Source organism: Candidatus Kinetoplastibacterium sorsogonicusi, assembly GCF_003072465.1.
Taxonomy (GTDB): Bacteria; Pseudomonadota; Gammaproteobacteria; order Burkholderiales; family Burkholderiaceae_B; genus Kinetoplastidibacterium; species Kinetoplastidibacterium kentomonadis.
Genome location: NZ_CP025628.1, coordinates 637,278 through 656,089, shown reverse-complemented (window position 1 = coordinate 656,089; position 18,812 = coordinate 637,278). Strand labels below are relative to the sequence as shown.

The 18,812-nt window shown below is 23.9% G+C and carries 17 protein-coding genes; 11 read left to right on the top strand and 6 right to left on the bottom strand.

The genetic code is table 11. The features are described from left to right. Window positions 1-91: 91 nt before the first annotated feature. Entirely contained in the window at window positions 92-655 is a 564-nt protein-coding gene (locus CKSOR_RS03125) for a KdsC family phosphatase (protein ID WP_108674120.1), read from the bottom strand. Between the two features lie 544 nt (window positions 656-1,199). On the opposite strand from CKSOR_RS03125, the gene CKSOR_RS03120 reads away from it, so the two are divergent. From CKSOR_RS03120 to CKSOR_RS03100, 5 genes are read left to right on the top strand one after another with little or no spacing between them, the layout of a single operon-like run. After that, window positions 1,200-2,729 carry a cytochrome ubiquinol oxidase subunit I gene (locus tag CKSOR_RS03120; RefSeq protein ID WP_108674119.1) on the top strand — a complete coding sequence of 510 codons (1,530 nt, stop codon included), beginning with the start codon at window positions 1,200-1,202 and terminating at the stop codon, window positions 2,727-2,729. Between the two features lie 51 nt (window positions 2,730-2,780). Then, the gene (cydB, locus tag CKSOR_RS03115; RefSeq protein WP_108674118.1) at window positions 2,781-3,920 is read left to right on the top strand and encodes a cytochrome d ubiquinol oxidase subunit II; all 1,140 of its coding nucleotides are present in this window, start codon (window positions 2,781-2,783) and stop codon (window positions 3,918-3,920) included. A gap of 21 nt (window positions 3,921-3,941) precedes the next feature. Beyond that, the gene (gene cydX, locus CKSOR_RS03645) at window positions 3,942-4,034 is read left to right on the top strand and encodes a cytochrome bd-I oxidase subunit CydX (RefSeq protein ID WP_108674117.1); all 93 of its coding nucleotides are present in this window, start codon (window positions 3,942-3,944) and stop codon (window positions 4,032-4,034) included. Between the two features lie 46 nt (window positions 4,035-4,080). Next, window positions 4,081-5,790: a thiol reductant ABC exporter subunit CydD gene (cydD, locus tag CKSOR_RS03105; RefSeq protein WP_108674116.1), complete on the top strand. Its 1,710-nt coding sequence runs from the start codon at window positions 4,081-4,083 to the stop codon at window positions 5,788-5,790. Further along, window positions 5,787-7,475, top strand: coding sequence for an amino acid ABC transporter ATP-binding/permease protein (locus CKSOR_RS03100; protein WP_108674115.1), 1,689 nt, complete (start codon window positions 5,787-5,789; stop codon window positions 7,473-7,475). Before cydD ends, CKSOR_RS03100 begins: the two co-directional genes overlap by 4 nt. Before the next feature lie 41 nt (window positions 7,476-7,516). Here CKSOR_RS03100 and ilvA read toward each other — a convergent pair whose 3' ends face one another. Together ilvA and CKSOR_RS03090 are read right to left on the bottom strand one after the other, a co-directional pair. Next, complete coding sequence (ilvA, locus tag CKSOR_RS03095) at window positions 7,517-9,028, bottom strand: threonine ammonia-lyase, biosynthetic (protein WP_108674233.1); 1,512 nt, start codon at window positions 9,026-9,028, stop codon at window positions 7,517-7,519. A 150-nt stretch (window positions 9,029-9,178) separates the two neighbouring features. Then, window positions 9,179-9,871, bottom strand: coding sequence for a YggS family pyridoxal phosphate-dependent enzyme (locus CKSOR_RS03090; protein ID WP_234411222.1), 693 nt, complete (start codon window positions 9,869-9,871; stop codon window positions 9,179-9,181). Between the two features lie 134 nt (window positions 9,872-10,005). On the opposite strand from CKSOR_RS03090, the gene def reads away from it, so the two are divergent. From def to CKSOR_RS03065, 5 genes are read left to right on the top strand one after another with little or no spacing between them, the layout of a single operon-like run. Next, window positions 10,006-10,497: a peptide deformylase gene (def, locus tag CKSOR_RS03085; protein ID WP_108674114.1), complete on the top strand. Its 492-nt coding sequence runs from the start codon at window positions 10,006-10,008 to the stop codon at window positions 10,495-10,497. 22 nt (window positions 10,498-10,519) lie between these two features. Beyond that, window positions 10,520-11,464 carry a methionyl-tRNA formyltransferase gene (gene fmt / locus CKSOR_RS03080; protein ID WP_108674113.1) on the top strand — a complete coding sequence of 315 codons (945 nt, stop codon included), beginning with the start codon at window positions 10,520-10,522 and terminating at the stop codon, window positions 11,462-11,464. Between the two features lie 11 nt (window positions 11,465-11,475). Beyond that, window positions 11,476-12,804, top strand: coding sequence for a 16S rRNA (cytosine(967)-C(5))-methyltransferase RsmB (rsmB, locus tag CKSOR_RS03075; protein ID WP_108674112.1), 1,329 nt, complete (start codon window positions 11,476-11,478; stop codon window positions 12,802-12,804). A gap of 3 nt (window positions 12,805-12,807) precedes the next feature. Next, complete coding sequence (locus CKSOR_RS03070) at window positions 12,808-15,054, top strand: sensor histidine kinase (RefSeq protein ID WP_108674111.1); 2,247 nt, start codon at window positions 12,808-12,810, stop codon at window positions 15,052-15,054. Window positions 15,055-15,106: 52 nt separating this feature from the next. Beyond that, on the top strand, window positions 15,107-15,781 hold the full coding sequence (locus CKSOR_RS03065) for a response regulator (protein ID WP_108674110.1): 675 nt from the start codon (window positions 15,107-15,109) through the stop codon (window positions 15,779-15,781). A 48-nt stretch (window positions 15,782-15,829) separates the two neighbouring features. Here CKSOR_RS03065 and CKSOR_RS03060 read toward each other — a convergent pair whose 3' ends face one another. Next, window positions 15,830-16,711, bottom strand: a complete 882-nt coding sequence (locus tag CKSOR_RS03060) for a methyltransferase domain-containing protein (protein ID WP_108674109.1) — start codon at window positions 16,709-16,711, stop codon at window positions 15,830-15,832. A gap of 75 nt (window positions 16,712-16,786) precedes the next feature. Between CKSOR_RS03060 and CKSOR_RS03055 the strand changes: the two genes are divergently transcribed. Beyond that, complete coding sequence (locus tag CKSOR_RS03055; RefSeq protein ID WP_108674108.1) at window positions 16,787-17,257, top strand: tRNA (cytidine(34)-2'-O)-methyltransferase; 471 nt, start codon at window positions 16,787-16,789, stop codon at window positions 17,255-17,257. Between the two features lie 10 nt (window positions 17,258-17,267). Here CKSOR_RS03055 and CKSOR_RS03050 read toward each other — a convergent pair whose 3' ends face one another. Together CKSOR_RS03050 and CKSOR_RS03045 are read right to left on the bottom strand one after the other, a co-directional pair. Continuing rightward, complete coding sequence (locus CKSOR_RS03050) at window positions 17,268-18,287, bottom strand: NAD(P)H-dependent glycerol-3-phosphate dehydrogenase (RefSeq protein WP_108674107.1); 1,020 nt, start codon at window positions 18,285-18,287, stop codon at window positions 17,268-17,270. 50 nt (window positions 18,288-18,337) lie between these two features. After that, window positions 18,338-18,745, bottom strand: coding sequence for a rhodanese-like domain-containing protein (locus CKSOR_RS03045; protein WP_108674106.1), 408 nt, complete (start codon window positions 18,743-18,745; stop codon window positions 18,338-18,340). Between the last annotated feature and the right edge of the window lie 67 nt (window positions 18,746-18,812).

Here is an 18,812-nt window from a genome sequence, read left to right as displayed (position 1 = left end):
AATTAGCAAAATTATAAATAATGTTATTTATAATTTTGGTAAATCAAAATCTTTATTAAAAATAATAAAAATTACTTATATATATAATTTTTTAATTATTTATAATATTTTTCAATAAATTTTTAGAATCTAAAATGAGGTCACAACATTCTCGTACAGCACCTTTACCTCCGTTATTTTTAGAAACCCATAAAGCAATATTTTTAACATATTCAGGAGAATTAGGAACAGTTGCAGAAAATGCAACTTTTTTCATGGCAACAATATCTATAATATCATCTCCCATAAAACCAAATTTATCTAAATTAATATTCATATTGTTGGATAAAAAATCTAGATATTCTGCTTTATTATTAATACCTTGCTCTAATATTTTAACTCCTAATTCATTTGCACGTTTTGATACAGCTTTGCTATTTCTTCCAGAAATAAAACCTACGTGAATACCATGTTTAATTAAATTGATAATACCATAGCCATCTAATACATTAAATATTTTATATTTTTCTCCTGTATAATCATATATCAAATCACCGCTAGTTAATATACCATCTACATCAAATAGCATAACTTCTATGTTTGCACACTTATTTTTTATATTTTCTGATATTGAATATCTAATATGATTTTTTAAAATATTGAAAAAATTCTTCATACTTTATTTTATTTTTTTAATTATAGGATCATCTGTATGGATTTTCCCTAGCAAGTTAGCATAATATACTGTTGTATATTTATATTTTTACATAAATTTAAATTTATTATAAAACTGAAAATTTTCTTCAATATCTATAAATAAATATATAATAATTATAACTATATTTATAATTATATATTTATAATTTTAAAAAAAGTTACTTTTAAAGTTTTTAATATACTATTATTAAATTTATGATTTCGAATAAAAATATATTTTATTATTATTTTTTTTCATAATTTTTTATATTATTTTTGATGTTTTAATACTAAAGACAAATTGGCAAAAATAGCTATTTATATAATTTTCAACAGTTTAAAATCTTAATACATCAACTATATATTAAGAATTTTATAAATTAGATAATAATATATAATAAATATAAATTAATAATAAATATTATTAATTATATAATTATATTTATACAAAAATTTTTAATTATTATAAATATTTCAATTCTTAGGTATAGTTTTTTAAACATTTCATTAGGAAAGGTATTTATATGTTTAATATCGATATAGTTGATATTTCAAGGCTACAATTTGCAGCTACAGCTCTTTATCATTTTTTATTTGTGCCATTAACTTTAGGCTTATCTATAATTCTTGCTATCATGGAGAGTATTTATGTTATAACAAATAGGCCTATTTGGAAACAAATGACTATATTTTGGGGATTATTATTTGGAATAAATTTTGCTTTAGGTGTAGCTACTGGTATAGTAATGGAATTCCAATTTGGAATGAATTGGTCTTATTATAGTCATTATGTTGGAGATATATTTGGTGCTCCATTAGCTATAGAAGGTATAATGGCTTTCTTTTTAGAAGCAACCTTTATAGGTCTATTTTTTTTCGGATGGGATCGCTTATCAAAAAAAGGACATCTTTTTGTTACATGGTTAGTAGCTCTTGGTAGTAACTTGTCTGCTTTATGGATTTTAATAGCAAATGCATGGATGCAAAATCCAACTGGTGCAATATTTAATCCAGATACTATGCGAATGGAAATGGTAAATTTTTTAGCTGTATTATTAAATCCTGTTGCTCAAGCAAAATTTATTCATACAGTTAGTGCTGGATATGTCACTGCATCTGTTTTTGTGGTTGGTATAAGTTCTTGGTATTTATTGAAAGGTAAAAATATTGATATAGCTAAAAAATCTATTATTGTAGCTACTAGTTTTGGATTAGCAGCTTCATTATCAGTTGTTATATTAGGGGATGAAAGTGGTTATTTAATGACAGAACATCAACATATGAAATTAGCAGCAATTGAAAGTAGTTGGGAAACTGAACCAGCACCAGCTGGATTAAATTTAATTGCAATACCTAATTTTAAAGAAAGAAAAAATGATTTTGAATTGAAAATCCCTTATCTAATGGGCATTTTAACTACTAGATCTTTTGATAAAACTATTCCTGGTATAAATGATCTAATTGAGCAAGCTAAAATACATATTAAAAATGGGGTCAATTCTTATAGAGCTCTTAATGAAATTAGAATAAATCCTGACAATGAATATGCTAGAAAAATATTCGATAATTCTTGGAAAGATCTTGGTTATGCTTTATTATTGAAAAAATATAATACAGACCTTAATAATGTTACAGAAGAAGAAATATCCCAAGCAGCAATAGATACTATTCCAAATGTCTTAGTGCTATTTTATTGTTTTAGAATCATGGTTGCAATAGGTTTTTATTTAATATTATTGTTTGCTATTTTGTCTTGGAAATTAATAAAAAATACTTTATTTAAAAATAATAAATTTTTATTAAAAATGGCTTTATTTAGTTTACCTTTACCTTGGATAGCTGCTGAATGCGGTTGGATTATCGCAGAATATGGTAGACAACCATGGGTCATAGAAGGAATATTACCAACTTATTATGCTGCATCAGATTTGACCATGTTAGATTTATCTATCAGTTTAGGTATATTTCTATTAATATATTCAGCTTTATTTATTGTAGGATTGAAACTTATGTTAAAAACTATCAAAAATGGCCCTGATTATTATATAGAATAGCATTTTAATTAATTTTATATGAATGAAATTTATAATAAATAAGGATCTATTATGTTTTTAGATTATGATACTTTACGCTTAATTTGGTGGGCATTACTTGGTGTCCTTTTGATAGGTTTTGCTGTAATGGACGGATTTGATTTAGGTGCTGCTTTTTTATTACCTTTTGTAGCAAAAAATGATAATGAACGTAGAATTGTTATAAATATTGTTGGTCCTGTATGGGAAGGAAATCAGGTTTGGCTTATAACAGCTGGAGGAGCAATTTTTGCTGCATGGCCTTTATTATACGCGGCTTCTTTTTCAGGTTTTTATTTAGCTATGATATTAGCTTTAATAGCTTTAATTATAAGACCAGTTGGATTTAAATATAGAAGTAAAATTAATACAATTATTTGGCGTAATACATGGGATTATTTACTATCCATTTCAGGTTTTATAGCATCTTTAGTTTTTGGTGTAGCCATAGGTAATGTCATGGTAGGAGTACCATTCAAGTTTGATCCAATAACATTACGTCCTTTGTATGAAGGTAATTTATTTCAATTATTTACCCCTTTTACATTATTATGTGGGTTGTTAAGTGTATTTATGCTAAGTATGCATGGAGCAGTTCTATTATCTTGGAAAACTAATGATGAAATATCAAAAAGGTCTAGAAAATATAGTATGATATTTGCTATGTTATCTATAATTTTATTCATACTAGGTGGAGTTATGGTTTATTACATGAATGGATTTATCATATCTGAATTTAATAAATGTTCTGCTCCATCTAATCCTTTATTGAAAACTGTAAATTTAGTCAAAGGAGCTTGGTTATTTAATTATATAAAGCATCCAGCGTTAATAATTGTTCCGTTTAGCGCAATCATTAGTAGCATATTTGTAATTATTTTCATGTATATAAAAAAATATTGTTTTTCTTTTGTATGTTCATCAATAGCGCTATCAAGTATAATTTTAACTGTAGGCATTTCAATGTTTCCTTTTTTAATGCCTTCTATTATTGATTTAAATAGCTCATTAACAGTATGGGATGCTTCTTCTAGTTACTTAACTTTATTAATTATGCTAATAGTAGTTATTGCTATAATGCCTATTGTAATTGGATATACATCATTTGTATATTATATATTAAGGGGTAAAATTACTAATAAGTCGATAAGTAAAAATCCAAATTCTTATTAATTAATAATTTTAGGTGATATTATGTGGTATTTTTCATGGATTCTAGGTATAACAATGGCTTCTATGTTTAGTATACTTAGTGCTCTTGTTTTTGAATTTAACATAAAAGAATAATGTTTAATACAAAATAATTATGAATTAAAATTTAAAAAAATAATTTATGAATATTAATGATAAAAGTATTATCAAAACTTGGACTAAGATGCTTATAAAAGTATCTAAAAAACATATATTTATATCTGCAATTAGCAATTTACTTGCTTCTATATCTATACTTTTGCAAGCATGGATTATTGCAGATATATTAAACCAATCTATTATTTTTAATATTGATAAAGGTTATTTATTTTATAAATTTTTAATTTTATTAATTATATTTTTTTTAAAATCTTTAATGTTATACATTAGCGATATTTATGGATATTTAGCTACAAAAAAAATAAAAACATATTTAAGATTTTCATTATTTAAAAATATGATGAATAGAAATTCTGCATGGTTTTCTACTCATGAATCTGGAAAATTAGTCAATTCAATCATTGATCAAGTATCAAATTTGGATAATTTTTTTTCTAGATATATTCAAGCTATGATAAATGCTATGGTTATTCCCATAGCATTTATATTTATATTATTTTTTTTAGATTATAAAATAGGTATCATTCTTCTAGTTACTGTACCACTTATTCCAATTTTTATGGTTTTTATTGGATATGGTACAGAAAAGATTAGTCAAAAACAATTAGATTCCTTATCTAAATTATCAGGAATATTTGCAGATAGGCTGCGAGGTCTGTCAACTCTAAAATTATTTGGTAGAGAACATGATGAAGTAGAAAAAATTTTTTTAGCTAGTGAAACTGTTAGAAATAATACTATGAAAGTTTTAAAAGTTGCATTTCTTTCATCAGCAACATTAGAATTTTTTTCTGCAATAGGAATTGCATTGGTAGCAATTTATATTGGATTTTCATATCTTGGAGTACTAGGTTATTATAAAAATGATTTTGATTTAAGATATGGAATTTTTTGTTTATTAATTGTACCTGAAATATATAATCCATTAAGGCAGTTTGCAATTTATTATCATGATAAAGCTATTTATAATGCCTCATTAATAGAATTAAATAAAATATTTGGACATATAAATATTACTAATTTAAATAGAATAATAGAAGATAAAAAAATTCAAATAAATAGCAATAATATTTCTAATTGTAAATTAGAAATTAAAAATTTTAGTATATTAGGAAATAATTCTAATACACTGTTAGAAAATATTAATTTAACTGTATTTAGAGGTCAACATTTAGCTATTTTAGGTAAAAGTGGTATTGGTAAATCTTCTTTTTTAGAATCTATTGCAAAAATTAAATCTTATAATGGAAATATATATATTGATAATGAAGACATAAGTAATATGCAAAATGATTATTTATATAATAAATTATATATGATAGGACAAAAACCTTTTTTATTTTCAGGTAGTTTAATTGATAACATTAAAATAGCAAATATAAATGCTAATAAAAATGAAATAATGAAAGCAGCTGAATTAGCATTCGTTACTTCATTTGCCAAAAATTTACCTAATGGTATGGATACTATTTTAGGGCAAAATGGTAAAGGTATATCTGGAGGTCAAGCGCAAAGATTAGCAATTGCTAGATTATTTATTAGAAATCCAAGCTTAGTATTATTAGATGAACCTACTTCTCATCTAGATGAAGAAACTGAATTTAATATAATAAATTCAATTTTATCTTTTTGTAAAAATAAAACTTTAATATTAGTAACACATTCAGAGAATATAGCAAAAAGATTACCATTAATATATTCTATATCAAATAAGTCAATAAAATCTATATGAAAAATTTAATTTTTTTATTATTTAATTTATATAAAAACAAATTTCTTATCATATTAATAACTTTTTTATGTTCTTTTATTGCATCATTATCAGGAATATTTCTAATTGGTATATCTGGATGGTTTATTACTGAGTCATTTCTAGTTGGTTCTTTGATATATTTAAATTTATTTGTACCTTCTTCATTAGTAAGAGCTTTTTCATTTTCAAAAGTTTTATTTAGGTATTTGGAACGTATTTATGGACATTCAGTAATATTAAAAACATTATCAGATTTGCGAGTATTAATATTTAAATCTTTAATTGAATTTAATCCTAGAGAATTGTCATATTACCGTAATGGAGATTTGATTACTAGAATGACAAATGATGTAGATAATTTGGATTCTGCTTTTTTATTTATTGTAAATCCAATTATAGTAGCTATATGTTCATCAATATTACTTTCTTATGTACTTAATATATTTATAAGCAAAATATCTTTTATATTGATTATAACTTCTTTAGTTTTTTGTATTATTACTCCCATATTTATTTTTAAATATCTATCATTATTTAACGATAATTCACAAGAACATTTAGGCAACCTAAAAAATAATTTATTAGATTCAATTGATGGATATAAAGACATTATATTAATGAATATTACTAATAATGTTTTAGAAAAATTTGATTTTTATAATAAAAAACTAGAAAGCAACAAATTTTTTAGGTTGCATTTAATAACTTTTATAAAATCAATATTAATATTTTTTTCAGGAATTATTTTATCATTGATTTTATGGATTAGTATTAATAAATTGAATATTTCAATCAATGCTTCTGAATTAGTATCTATTACATTTATTGTTTTTGTTTTATTTGAAATATTTATACCTATAATTAATGGTTCTATTAATTTACAATCTTTAATACAATCTTCTAATCGTATAAACAATATTATTAAAAATGATAAATATCTATATGATAAAAATAATAAAATAATAAATAATTTTATTAATATAGATGATAAAATTATTAAATTATCAAATATAGATTTTTCATATAAAGATAATTTATTGAATATAAAAACTCCTATTTTAAAAAAAATTAATTTAACGATAAATTCTGGTGAAATAATTACAATAGGTGGTCCTAGTGGATCAGGTAAATCAACTCTTTTAAATTTAATTTTACAATTAGAAAATCCAGATAATGGTTATATAAAATACCGAAACATCGATATTAATAATATACCCAAAGAAACTTTATATAAAAAAATATCATATTTAAGTCAAGATAATAGTATTTTTTTAGGTACTATTAAAAGTAATCTTTTAATAGGAAATAATTATGCTACTGATGATGATTTATGGTCTATTTTAAAAAAAATGGATTTAGATAATTTTGTTTACACTTTACCTAATAAACTTAATACTTGGATTGGTGAATCAGGAATAAATTTATCTATTGGTCAAGCTAGACGTCTTTGTCTTGCAAGAGTATTAATATCTAACTCTGAACTATTATTATTAGATGAACCAACATATGGTATAGACACAGAAACAGAAAAGCATATTATTTATCATATAAATAATTTTTCTAAAGAAAAAACAATATTAATTGTTACTCATTCCGATTTAATAAAAAATATTTCAGATAAATTTTATATATTAAAAGATGGGAGATTACAATTAACTATTTAATAAAATTGACAATCTATTAAATAGTTAATTGTATTTTATATTCATAAAAATATTTTATAAATTGGATTATAAGTTTCTTCCCAAAATTGATACTTTGAAATATATAAAAAATTTTTTTGAAAATCTTCTTTTTCAGATGGTGGTACTTGTATTCCTATCAATATATTACCGTAATCTGCTCCATTATTTCTATAATGGAATAAACTGATATTCCATTTATCATCCATAGTATTTAAAAAATCTATTAATGCACCAGGTTTCTCAGGAAATTCAAATCTATATAATAATTCATTTTCACTTAATTTAGATTTACCACCTACCATATATCTAATATGTGTTTTTGATAATTCATTATCTGTTAAATTAATAATATTAAAATTTTGTTCTTCAAAATTATGGATAATAGTTTTTATTTCATTACTGGATGATATCTTTATGCCTACAAAAACATGTGCTATATCTTTATTTGAAATTCTATAATTAAATTCAGTAATATCTCTACCTTTAATTAAATGACAAAATTTGCGAAAACTACCTCTTTTTTCAGGTATTGATATTGCAAATAAAGCTTCATTCATTTCACCAACATTTGCACGTTCAGCTACAAATCTTAACCTATCAAAATTAATATTTGCACCACATGCTATAGCAATAAGATTTTTATCCTTAATATTATGTTGTGATATGTATTTTTTTGCTGCTGCTATTGACATAGCACCAGAAGGCTCTAAAATTGAACGTGTATCTTGAAATACATCTTTAATAGCTGAGCAAATTTCATCAGTATTAACTAATATGAAATCATCAACATATTGTTTAATTAATTCAAAAGTATGAGAACCTACAAGTTTGACGGCTGTACCATCTGCAAATAAACCTACTTCATTTAAAGCTAATCTCTTATTTGCTTTTATGCTAGAATACATAGCATGAGAGTCTTGAGTTTGCACACCAATAATTTTTATTTCAGGTCTTAATTGTTTAATATATGTAGCAACTCCTGCGCATAATCCACCACCACCTATAGCTATAAAAATAGCTTCTATATCTCCTGGGTGCTGATATAAAATCTCCATTCCTATTGTACCCTGTCCAGCAATTACGTCTGGGTCATCAAAAGGATGAATAAAAGTTAAATTTTGCTCTTTTTCTATATTTTTTGCATATTCATAAGAATCGCTATAACTTTCACCTATTAAAATTACTTCACCACCAAGTCTTTTAACAGCATCAATTTTGACAGTTGGAGTAGTAGTAGGCATAACTATTACAGATCTACAACCTAATTTGCTAGCTGATAAAGCAACGCCTTGTGCATGATTTCCTGCAGAAGCAGCAATTACTCCATTTTTTAAAATTGATGGATCTAAATTTGCCATTTTGTTATAGGCACCACGTAATTTAAAACTAAATACTTGTTGCATATCTTCTCTTTTTATCATTAAATTATTAGATAATTTATGACTTAATATTTTAGTTTTTTCTAATGGAGATTCAATAGCAACATCATATACTTTTGAAGTTAAAATTTTTTTTAGATAATCATTTGACATAATTTTAATGATCAATATAGTTAGAAATAATAAATTTATAATATATAAAAACATATTACAAATAGTTCATATTATAAGATTAACACAAATTTATTTTATAAATAAATAATTTAAAATAATCATAGTATTATTGTAGTTTTAATTTCATTTTTAATTAAATATTAAAGAACCTAACCTTATTTCAGTTGATCCTTCTTCTATAGCAATTTCAAAGTCATTACTCATACCCATTGATAATTTATTTAAATTTAAATTAGGTATATTTTTGTTTGCTAAATCCTTTAGTTCGCGTAATTGCTTAAAACAAGATCGTATCACTGACTTATTATTAGTATTTTCAGCAATTGTCATTAATCCAATAATTTTTATATTAGGAAAATTATGATAAACTTCATTGATAAAATTTAAAGTATCTTTTGGATCTATACCATATTTGCTGATTTCTTTTGAAGTTTTGACTTGTACTGTAGCATTAATATATTTCCCATATATTAATAAATGTTTATTTAGTTCTTTTGCTAATTTAATACTATCTAATGATTGTATTTCACTGCAATATTTTACTATTTGCTTAACCTTGTTTGTTTGTATATGCCCAATCATGATCCAATTATTTTTGCATATTTTTGATTTTTGTATAATTTCTTGTATATGGTTTTCTCCAAAGCTATTAAAATGTAAATTTTTTAAATGTGAAATTTCTTCTACAGATCTTTTTTTAGTCACAGGTAAAATCTTGATATCAGAAATATTTCTATTTACACGACTGCATGCTTGACTAATTTTTAAATATATATGTTTTAATCTTATAGATAAAAATTCTTGATTATTAATATTTGTCATTATTTTTGATAATAAATATGTATATTTTTAAATGTAAGTTTATATTTATGATAAAAAATTCTATGAAATCAATTATCATTTAAATATAATAAATATATAATACTATATTAATAAATTAAAAAAATGTGTGTTTTATGCCTTTAATGAATATTTTAAATTATCCAGATCCATATTTACGAAATATTGTTTCTCCTGTGACTAATATAAATAGTGATATAAAAAGTATAGCTGATAATATGTTAAAAACTATGTATCAATTTTCTGGTATAGGTTTGGCAGCTAATCAAGTAGGATTAGACTTACGTTTAATAGTATTAGACGTAAATAATCATCCTATGATTTTAATTAATCCTGAGATTATTTGGCATAGTGAAGAATATATAATTTCAAAAGAAGGATGTCTTTCTATTCCTGGCATATATGAAAATGTAAAAAGACATTCTAAGATTAGATGTATTGCTCTAGATCATAATGATAAAAAAGTAGATTTTATAGCTGATGACATATTATCAATATGTATTCAACATGAAATAGATCACTTAAATGGTAAATTGTTTATAGATTATTTATCTAATTTAAAAAAAGATTTTATTAAACGCAAAATTAAAAAAAATACTCTTAAGTAATTAATATATTGTAGAGAAAATTATGAAAATAGTTTTTGCTGGTACTCCATTTTTTGCATCTTATATATTGGAAGGACTGATTAAAAAAGGCTATAAAATATCTTTAACATTAACAAAACCTGATAGTTATTCAGGTCGTGGATTACATCTTAAAGAGAGTGAAGTAAAATCTATTACTAATAAATATAATATAAAATGTTTATCACCAAATCATGAAGAGTTACGTTCTTGTGATAATATTGTTTATGATAGTTTATTAGCTATAAATCCTGATATTATTATAGTAGTAGCTTATGGGTTAATATTACCTCAATGGTTACTTGAATTACCAAAATTTGGTTGTATTAATATACATGCTAGTTTATTACCTAGATGGAGAGGATCTGCACCTATAAATAGAGCTATAGAACATGGAGATAAAAAAACTGGTATTTCAATAATACAGATGGATAATGGTATAGATACTGGCAATATTATTATGCAAGAGTCTATAGATATTTTACCTAAATATAACTCAGGAGATCTATATAATATATTATCAAAAATTGGTTTATCGACTATACATAAGTTTTTGATCAACTTAGAAGAAAATAAAAAAATAGTTTCATATAAACAACCAGAATTTGGAATTACATATGCAAAAAAAATTTCTAAAAAAGAGTTATTAATTGATATTTCTACAGATGCAATGTCAATTTTCAATAAAATAAGAGCGTTTAGTCCATATCCTTGTGCAAAAATTTTGTTACCTTGGTTAAAAGAACCTGTAAAAATAATTGCAGCTGAAATATTAAATAATAATAAAAATTTAAACATAAATAATATTTCTATTAATATGGATGGTATAGATGTATGTACTATGGATGGTATATTAAGAATTACAAAAATTCAAAGACCAGGCAGCAAAGTACAAGATATAAAACAATTTATAAATTATTTATATAATACAAAAAGTGATATTTTTTAAATTTTAATAAAATGATTTATAAAGACAAAACTAATAAAGATCTATATATAGTTATACAATTAACTGCAAAATTATTGCATGATATACTATATAAAAAAAAAACATTAACATTATCGCAAGTTTTAGATAACTCTTTACCAGATATTCGCCCTGTATTACATTCAATTAGTTATTATGTCATGCGAAATTTAGGATGGGCACGTACAATTAGTAAAATTTTAATAAAAAAATTTCCTAATTCAGAATTTGAATCATTATTTTTAGTATCTTTATGTTTAATAAAAAGTATTTTTAAAAATGAAAATTCTAGCAATAAAGATCCAATTTATAACGATTATACAATTGTAGATCAATCTATTTTAGCAGCAAAATCATATTATAAAACTTTTCCATATGCTGGTTTGTTAAATGCTGCTTTAAGAAATTTTTTAAGAAATATGCATAAATTTAACGCATTAGTAAAAAATTCTCTCGAAGCAAAATTTAATTATCCTGAATGGTGGATCAAAAAAATTATGTATTATTATCCAAATAATTGGCAAAAAATACTTTCATCTGCTAACTGTATATCTCCATTACATTTAAGAATTAATAGAAGAAAAACTAACATAAATTTTATTGTAAAATTATTTAATGAAAATAATATTGATATTAAAGTAATAAATGATTTTAGTGTTTTAATAAAAAACTCTATTCCTATATACAATTTGCCAGGATTTAATGAAGGATTATGGATAGTACAAGATATTAAAGCACAAATGGCTGCTAAATTATTAGATATTGATGATGGAATGAATATATTAGATGCATGTGCTGCACCTGGTGGTAAAACTACTCATTTATTAGAAATAGCTAATATACAACTTACTGCATTAGATATTAGCAAAAAAAGATTAATAAAATTGAAAGAAAATTTAGAAAGATTAAATTTATATAATAAAAAGAACGTTCATATTATTTGTGCTGATGCTTGTGATTTATCGAATTGGTGGGATGGTAAATATTACGATATTATATTGTCTGATGTACCATGTTCTGGTTCAGGTGTAGTTAGAAATCATCCAGATATTCGATGGATGAAAAAAATAGATGACATTAATATAATTATTGAAACACAAAGAAATATAATTAATACATTATGGAAAACATTAAAGCCAGGTGGGAAAATGCTATATTCAACATGTTCAATATTTCCAGAAGAAGGAGAGTTACAGATTTTAGAATTTTTAAGAAGCCATTTAGATGCAAAATTATTACCTTCTCCAGGACAAATTTTGCCTATTGAAAATTTAGAAGGTGGCAATGGTTTTTTTTATGCAATTTTATTAAAAAATAAATAAGCTGTGAAAAAATTTTTATATATTTTATTATTTATTTTAATCATATCTGGTTTTGCTGCTTTAAGTTTATTAGCATGGTCTACTTATAATATTGCATTATTTGCACAATATTACGATATATTATTTCTAATTAATTTAATTGTAGCTTTTTTTTTATTTATATGGATATTAGTATTAGTTATAAATTTAATAAATAATATACGTAAAAACGTATTTGGATCTAGATTGACATCTAGGTTTGCATTTTCATTCATAATTATTAGTGTAATGCCTGGATTATTTATTTACATATTATCAATACATTTCATGTCTCGTTCTCTTGAATCTTGGTTCAATGTTAGAGTAAATAATGCATTAAATGCTGGCTTAAATTTAGGCAAAACTGCTTTAGATTACTTATTAGATGATTTATTAGCAAGAGGTAAAGTAATGGCTGATAGGTTAAGTTTAGTTGAAAAAAATAACCTTATATTATCATTAGATGCGTTACGTGAATCGAATCGTATTAAAGAATCTATGATATTTACAAATAATGGTCGTATTATTGCATTTTCTACAGAAAATCATATGATATTAGATTTATTACCTTCCATGCCATCTAATGATATAATGAATCAATTGAGGTTTATTTCATCTTATTCAGCAGTTGAAGAAAAAGATGATGAATTATTTTTAAGAGTAATAGTAGCTATTAACCATGATGATATAGATAATATAGTTGGTAGTAATGTTAATATTGAGCACAAATGGTTACAATTAATACAGCCAGTTTCTGTACAAATTTTATATAACGCTAGACAAGTACAACAAGGTTTCAGAGATTATCAAGATTTATATTTATCACGTGTTGGTTTATCTAGATTATACTTTCTTACATTAACTATATCTATTATATTAACAATATTTTCTGCTATTTTATTTGCATTATTAATATCAAGAAGGTTAGTAAAACCACTACTTACATTAGCAGAGGGTACACAAGCTGTAGGTCTAGGGGATTATCGCCAGTTACCTGAAATAAAATCTAAAGATGAACTAGGAGTTTTGACTAAATCTTTTAATGATATGATAAAACAGTTAGAAGAAGCAAGAATAATGGTCGAAGTTAATAAGCAACAATTAGAACGTTCTAATATATATTTAGAAAGAATCCTTTCTAATTTATCATCAGGCGTTTTAGTAGTTGATAAAAGTTTTTGTATTACTATGGTTAATCAAGGAGCTAGAAATATATTAAAAATTGATATTGATCAAAATATCATTGGTGTTTATTTAGGAGATATAAAAGGTTTTGATAATTTTTGTTATATAATACGTCATGCTTTTAACTCTCACGATGCTGTGGGTTCTGAACATCAATTTTGGCAACAGCAATGCGAAATTACATTATCTCATGCAAATCAAGTTATTACTATTCTTGCAAGAGGTACTCGTTTTTTGATGGATAGCAACATTGGAAATTATTTAGTAGTATTTGATGATATTACTTCAGTAATATCATCAAATAGGTCCGTAGTATGGGAAGAAGTTGCACAAAGATTAGCACATGAAATTAAAAACCCTTTAACTCCTATACAATTATCTGCAGAACGTATGTTAATGTGTTTTTCTCAAAAATTAAATACAATAGATGTAAAAATATTAGAAAGATCCGTTAATACTATAGTAAATCAAGTTACTTCATTAAAAAAAATGGTTGATGATTTTAGAGAATATGCAAAAATTTCATCTAAAGTTATGAAGATTGTAGATATCAATTCTTTAATTAATGAAGTTTTGTCTCTATATGGATGGAATCCAGATGAAATAAATAATAATATAGATTCAAATTTTTCTATTGATTTAGATTTAGATGAAAATATTCCTTATTTAAAAGGAAATGATGTTCAATTACGTCAAGTGCTTCATAATTTATTATCTAATGCTCGTGATGCAATTATAGAAGCAAACAAGCCTGGAAAATTAAAAATTTCCACAAAACTAATTAAATTGTATAATGATAAAAATATGGAGATTAAAAATGTACGTTTTATCTTAGAGGATAATGGTTTAGGATTTGATAAACAAATTATTCAAAGAGTTTTTGAACCATATATAACAACTAAAGCGCATGGTACTGGTCTTGGTTTAGCAATTGTACGCAAAATTATAGAAGAACATGATGGAAATATCGATTTAATTAATTGTAAAGATGGTGGTGCTCGTGTTTCAATTTTATTTACAAAAATTTATGATAAAATCGAGTTGTAATATAAGGTATTTAATAAATAATTAATGTGGCTAAATAATAGGTGAAATTTTTATGGCCAGAATTCTAGTAGTTGATGATGAAATAGGTATTAGAGAGTTGTTGTCTGAAATTTTATATGATGAAGGATATACTGTTGAAAAAGCAGAAAATGCAGCTCAAGCTAGAGAAATACGTTCTAGATTCCGTCCTAATTTAGTATTATTAGATATTTGGATGCCTGATACTGATGGTGTAAGTTTGTTAAAAGAATGGAAATCACAGGGATTATTAGATATGCCTGTAATAATGATGAGTGGACATGCAACAATAGATACAGCTGTAGAAGCTACACGTATTGGAGCAGTGGATTTTTTAGAAAAACCAATTACATTACAAAAGTTATTAAGTACAGTAAGTAATTGTTTAAAAAAACTTCCTATAATGCGTTCTGGATCAAATATCTTGAGATCAATGAATAATAATAATTCTACAATAAATGATAAAGAATTGAATAATATTCAATCAGAATTAAAAATTACAATGAATGGCTCTATAGGTTCTATATCATTAGAACAACCTTTACGTGAAGCTAGAGATGCATTTGAACGTATTTATTTTGAATATCATCTATTACGTGATAAAAATAGTATGACAAAAGTATCAGAAAGAACAGGATTAGAAAGAACACATTTATATAGAAAATTAAAACAGTTAGGAATAGAATCAAGTAGAAAACGTGGATCATAGAGATTCATGTGTATTAATTTATTATAAAAACAATGTATTGTAAATGAATTAACTAATAAAGTTTATTTTATGAGTAACACTATTATTAATTGTTTTAGATTTACATGCATAACCATATATAATATTTATCGTTAATGGGATTAGATTGCTTTGATTTTTTTGATTATTTAATGACTCATATATTAAGCGTAATTTTTCTTTTCCTAATAGACCATTATGTCTATTATACATAGGATTACCTCCGATCCCCTGAACATCTTTTAAAAGGCGTTCAGGATTTTCATAAGTGAATGTTAATGTTTCTTGTGACATGACTATATTAGCAAATCCACTTTTATTTAAAGTATCACCAATTGTATGTATATCATTAAAAATCATATATGAAGTTTTTATATTAGCTTCTTTTATTGCTTTATGTAGTTCTTTAATAGTATTTGTGCCGAAGCATGAAAAATTTATTATTCCTTCTGTTTTTAATATTCTATACCATTCTTCAAATACTTCTTGTATATTATCATGCCAATGTAATGCCATGTTAGACCAAATTAAATCTATATATTCATTTTCTATATTAGTAGAAGCCATATCTGATAATATCAACTTATGTTGAATTTTAGGTATGTTTTTAAAAAAATTAAAAATAAAATATCTTTTATCTATATTATTTATGATTTTATGAGCTCTTTCTATAGATTTTTTACAAAAATCTAATCCTATATATGAGCTTTTTGAAAACATAGTGTTTAATAAACTAAAATTATTTGCTGCATTACATCCAACATCTAAAATATATTTAGGATTAATTTTTACATATTTTAATCGCATTGCTAATCTATTAGCTATTTCTTCATATAAAAATTTAGAATTTGATAAATTTCTTCTTTCAAATTGCAAAATAACATGTTTTTTATTAATATTGCATATATTCATATATTTATGTAAAAATATAAATATATTACATTATTTTATTTAAATTGATAAATCATTTATGAATTAACAATTATTATGTTTCATGTTATTTTAGTTAATCCAGAAATACCACCTAATACTGGTAATGCTATAAGGCTATGTGCTAATACTGGCTCTCATTTGCATATTATTCGTCCTTTTTCCTTTTCACTTGATGATCGTCGTTTAAAAAGAGCTGGTTTGGACTATCATGAATGGCAAGAAATAAAAATTCATAATACCTTACAAGAAGCTATTGATAAGATAAATGTTAATTATGACCGTTGCTTTGTAATGACTACAAAAGGAAATAAATTTTTGTCTAATATTCACTTATATAAAAATGATGTTTTTATTTTTGGTAATGAAACTAAAGGATTATCGACACATTATATGAATTTATTTCCTGAAACAAATAAAATAAGATTACCAATGTTAAAAACACAAAGAAGTTTAAATCTTTCTAATGCTATTGCTATAACTATTTATGAAGCTTGGAGACAAAATAATTATATAAATGGCATATAAATATTATTTATTATGAATCTGTTTTAGAGTCTTTAGATAGTAATTTTTTAACTATAAAAGTAGGATTTATACCTTTAAAAAGTATATCACATACTGCTTCTATTATAGGTACTTCTATATTAAGTTGCTTAGCTCTTGTTAAAACTGCTTGAGCACATTTAACACCTTCAGCATTTAATTGATATGTTGATATTTCTTTTAAGCACTTACCTTTGCCTATTTCTAAACCAATATTTCTATTTCTAGACATGTTACCAGTAGCGGTTAAAACAAGATCTCCTATCCCTGTTAAACCAAAAAAAGTTTTAGGACATGCACCTATTTTAACTCCAAAATTTTGAATTTCTTTTAATCCTCTAGTAATTATTGCTGCTCTTGCATTGAATCCAAGTTGTAAGCCATCAGATATTCCACATGCTATTGCAATAATATTTTTTAATGCACCTCCAACTTCTACACCTATAATGTCACTGCTAGTATATATACGAATATTATCTCTATGTAATATCTTAATAATATCATTTTTTAAATTTTCATGATTACTAGCAATAGTTAAAGCCGTAGGTAATTTTATAGCTACTTCTTGTGCAAATGAAGGTCCAGATAAAACACCATATTTTATAAAATCTACAGGAATAACTTCATCAATTACTTCATGTGGTAATAAACAACTATTTGATTCTAAACCTTTACATGTATATATTATAGAAATATTAAATAGTTGAAATTTAATAATGTAATTATATAATTCGGAAACTATTTTTCTTAAGTTAGAAATTGGAATACATAGTATTATTATAATTTTACTATTAATCAATAATTTTATAATTTTTTGTAAATCAGTAATAATATGAATAGATGATGGTATTCTAATATTATTAAGATATTTTTTATTTTCCTTATCTTTAATAATTATTTGGGCTTGTTTATGGTCACGAACAAAAAGATATGTTGTAAATTTATAGCTTGTAGAAATAGCTAAAGATGTACCCCAACTACCAGATCCTATCACTATTATATTAATATTCATATGTTATTTAATATATTATTTTTTAAAAAAAGTGGATATTAACCAATTATTTATTGTACAAGTGGTAAACCATTTTTTACCCATAAATTTATACCTCCATCAATTATAAATATTTTAATTCCTTGTCTTTGTAATAAAATTGCTAATTTTTTTGAAATATTACCATTTTTACATACAAAAATAATAGGTTTTTTGGTTATAAAAATTTTATTATTCGACGAAATTTTTTCTGCTGGAATATTAATAGATCCAGAAATATGACTAATTTTATATTCATCAGTACTTCTAATATCTATTAGTAAACTATTTTTACGATTTATAAATAATAATGAATCTTGCATATTTAAGATAAAATTATTTTTTTGAAAGTAAGAAATAAATATTAAAATTCCAGTAATAAATATTATAAATAGCAAAGTTATATTATATAAATCTGCAAAAAAATAAATATTATTCATATAATAAATCCTATAGTCATTGTATAATGAGATATTATAAAGTATTTTGATTTATATTGTTATTCAA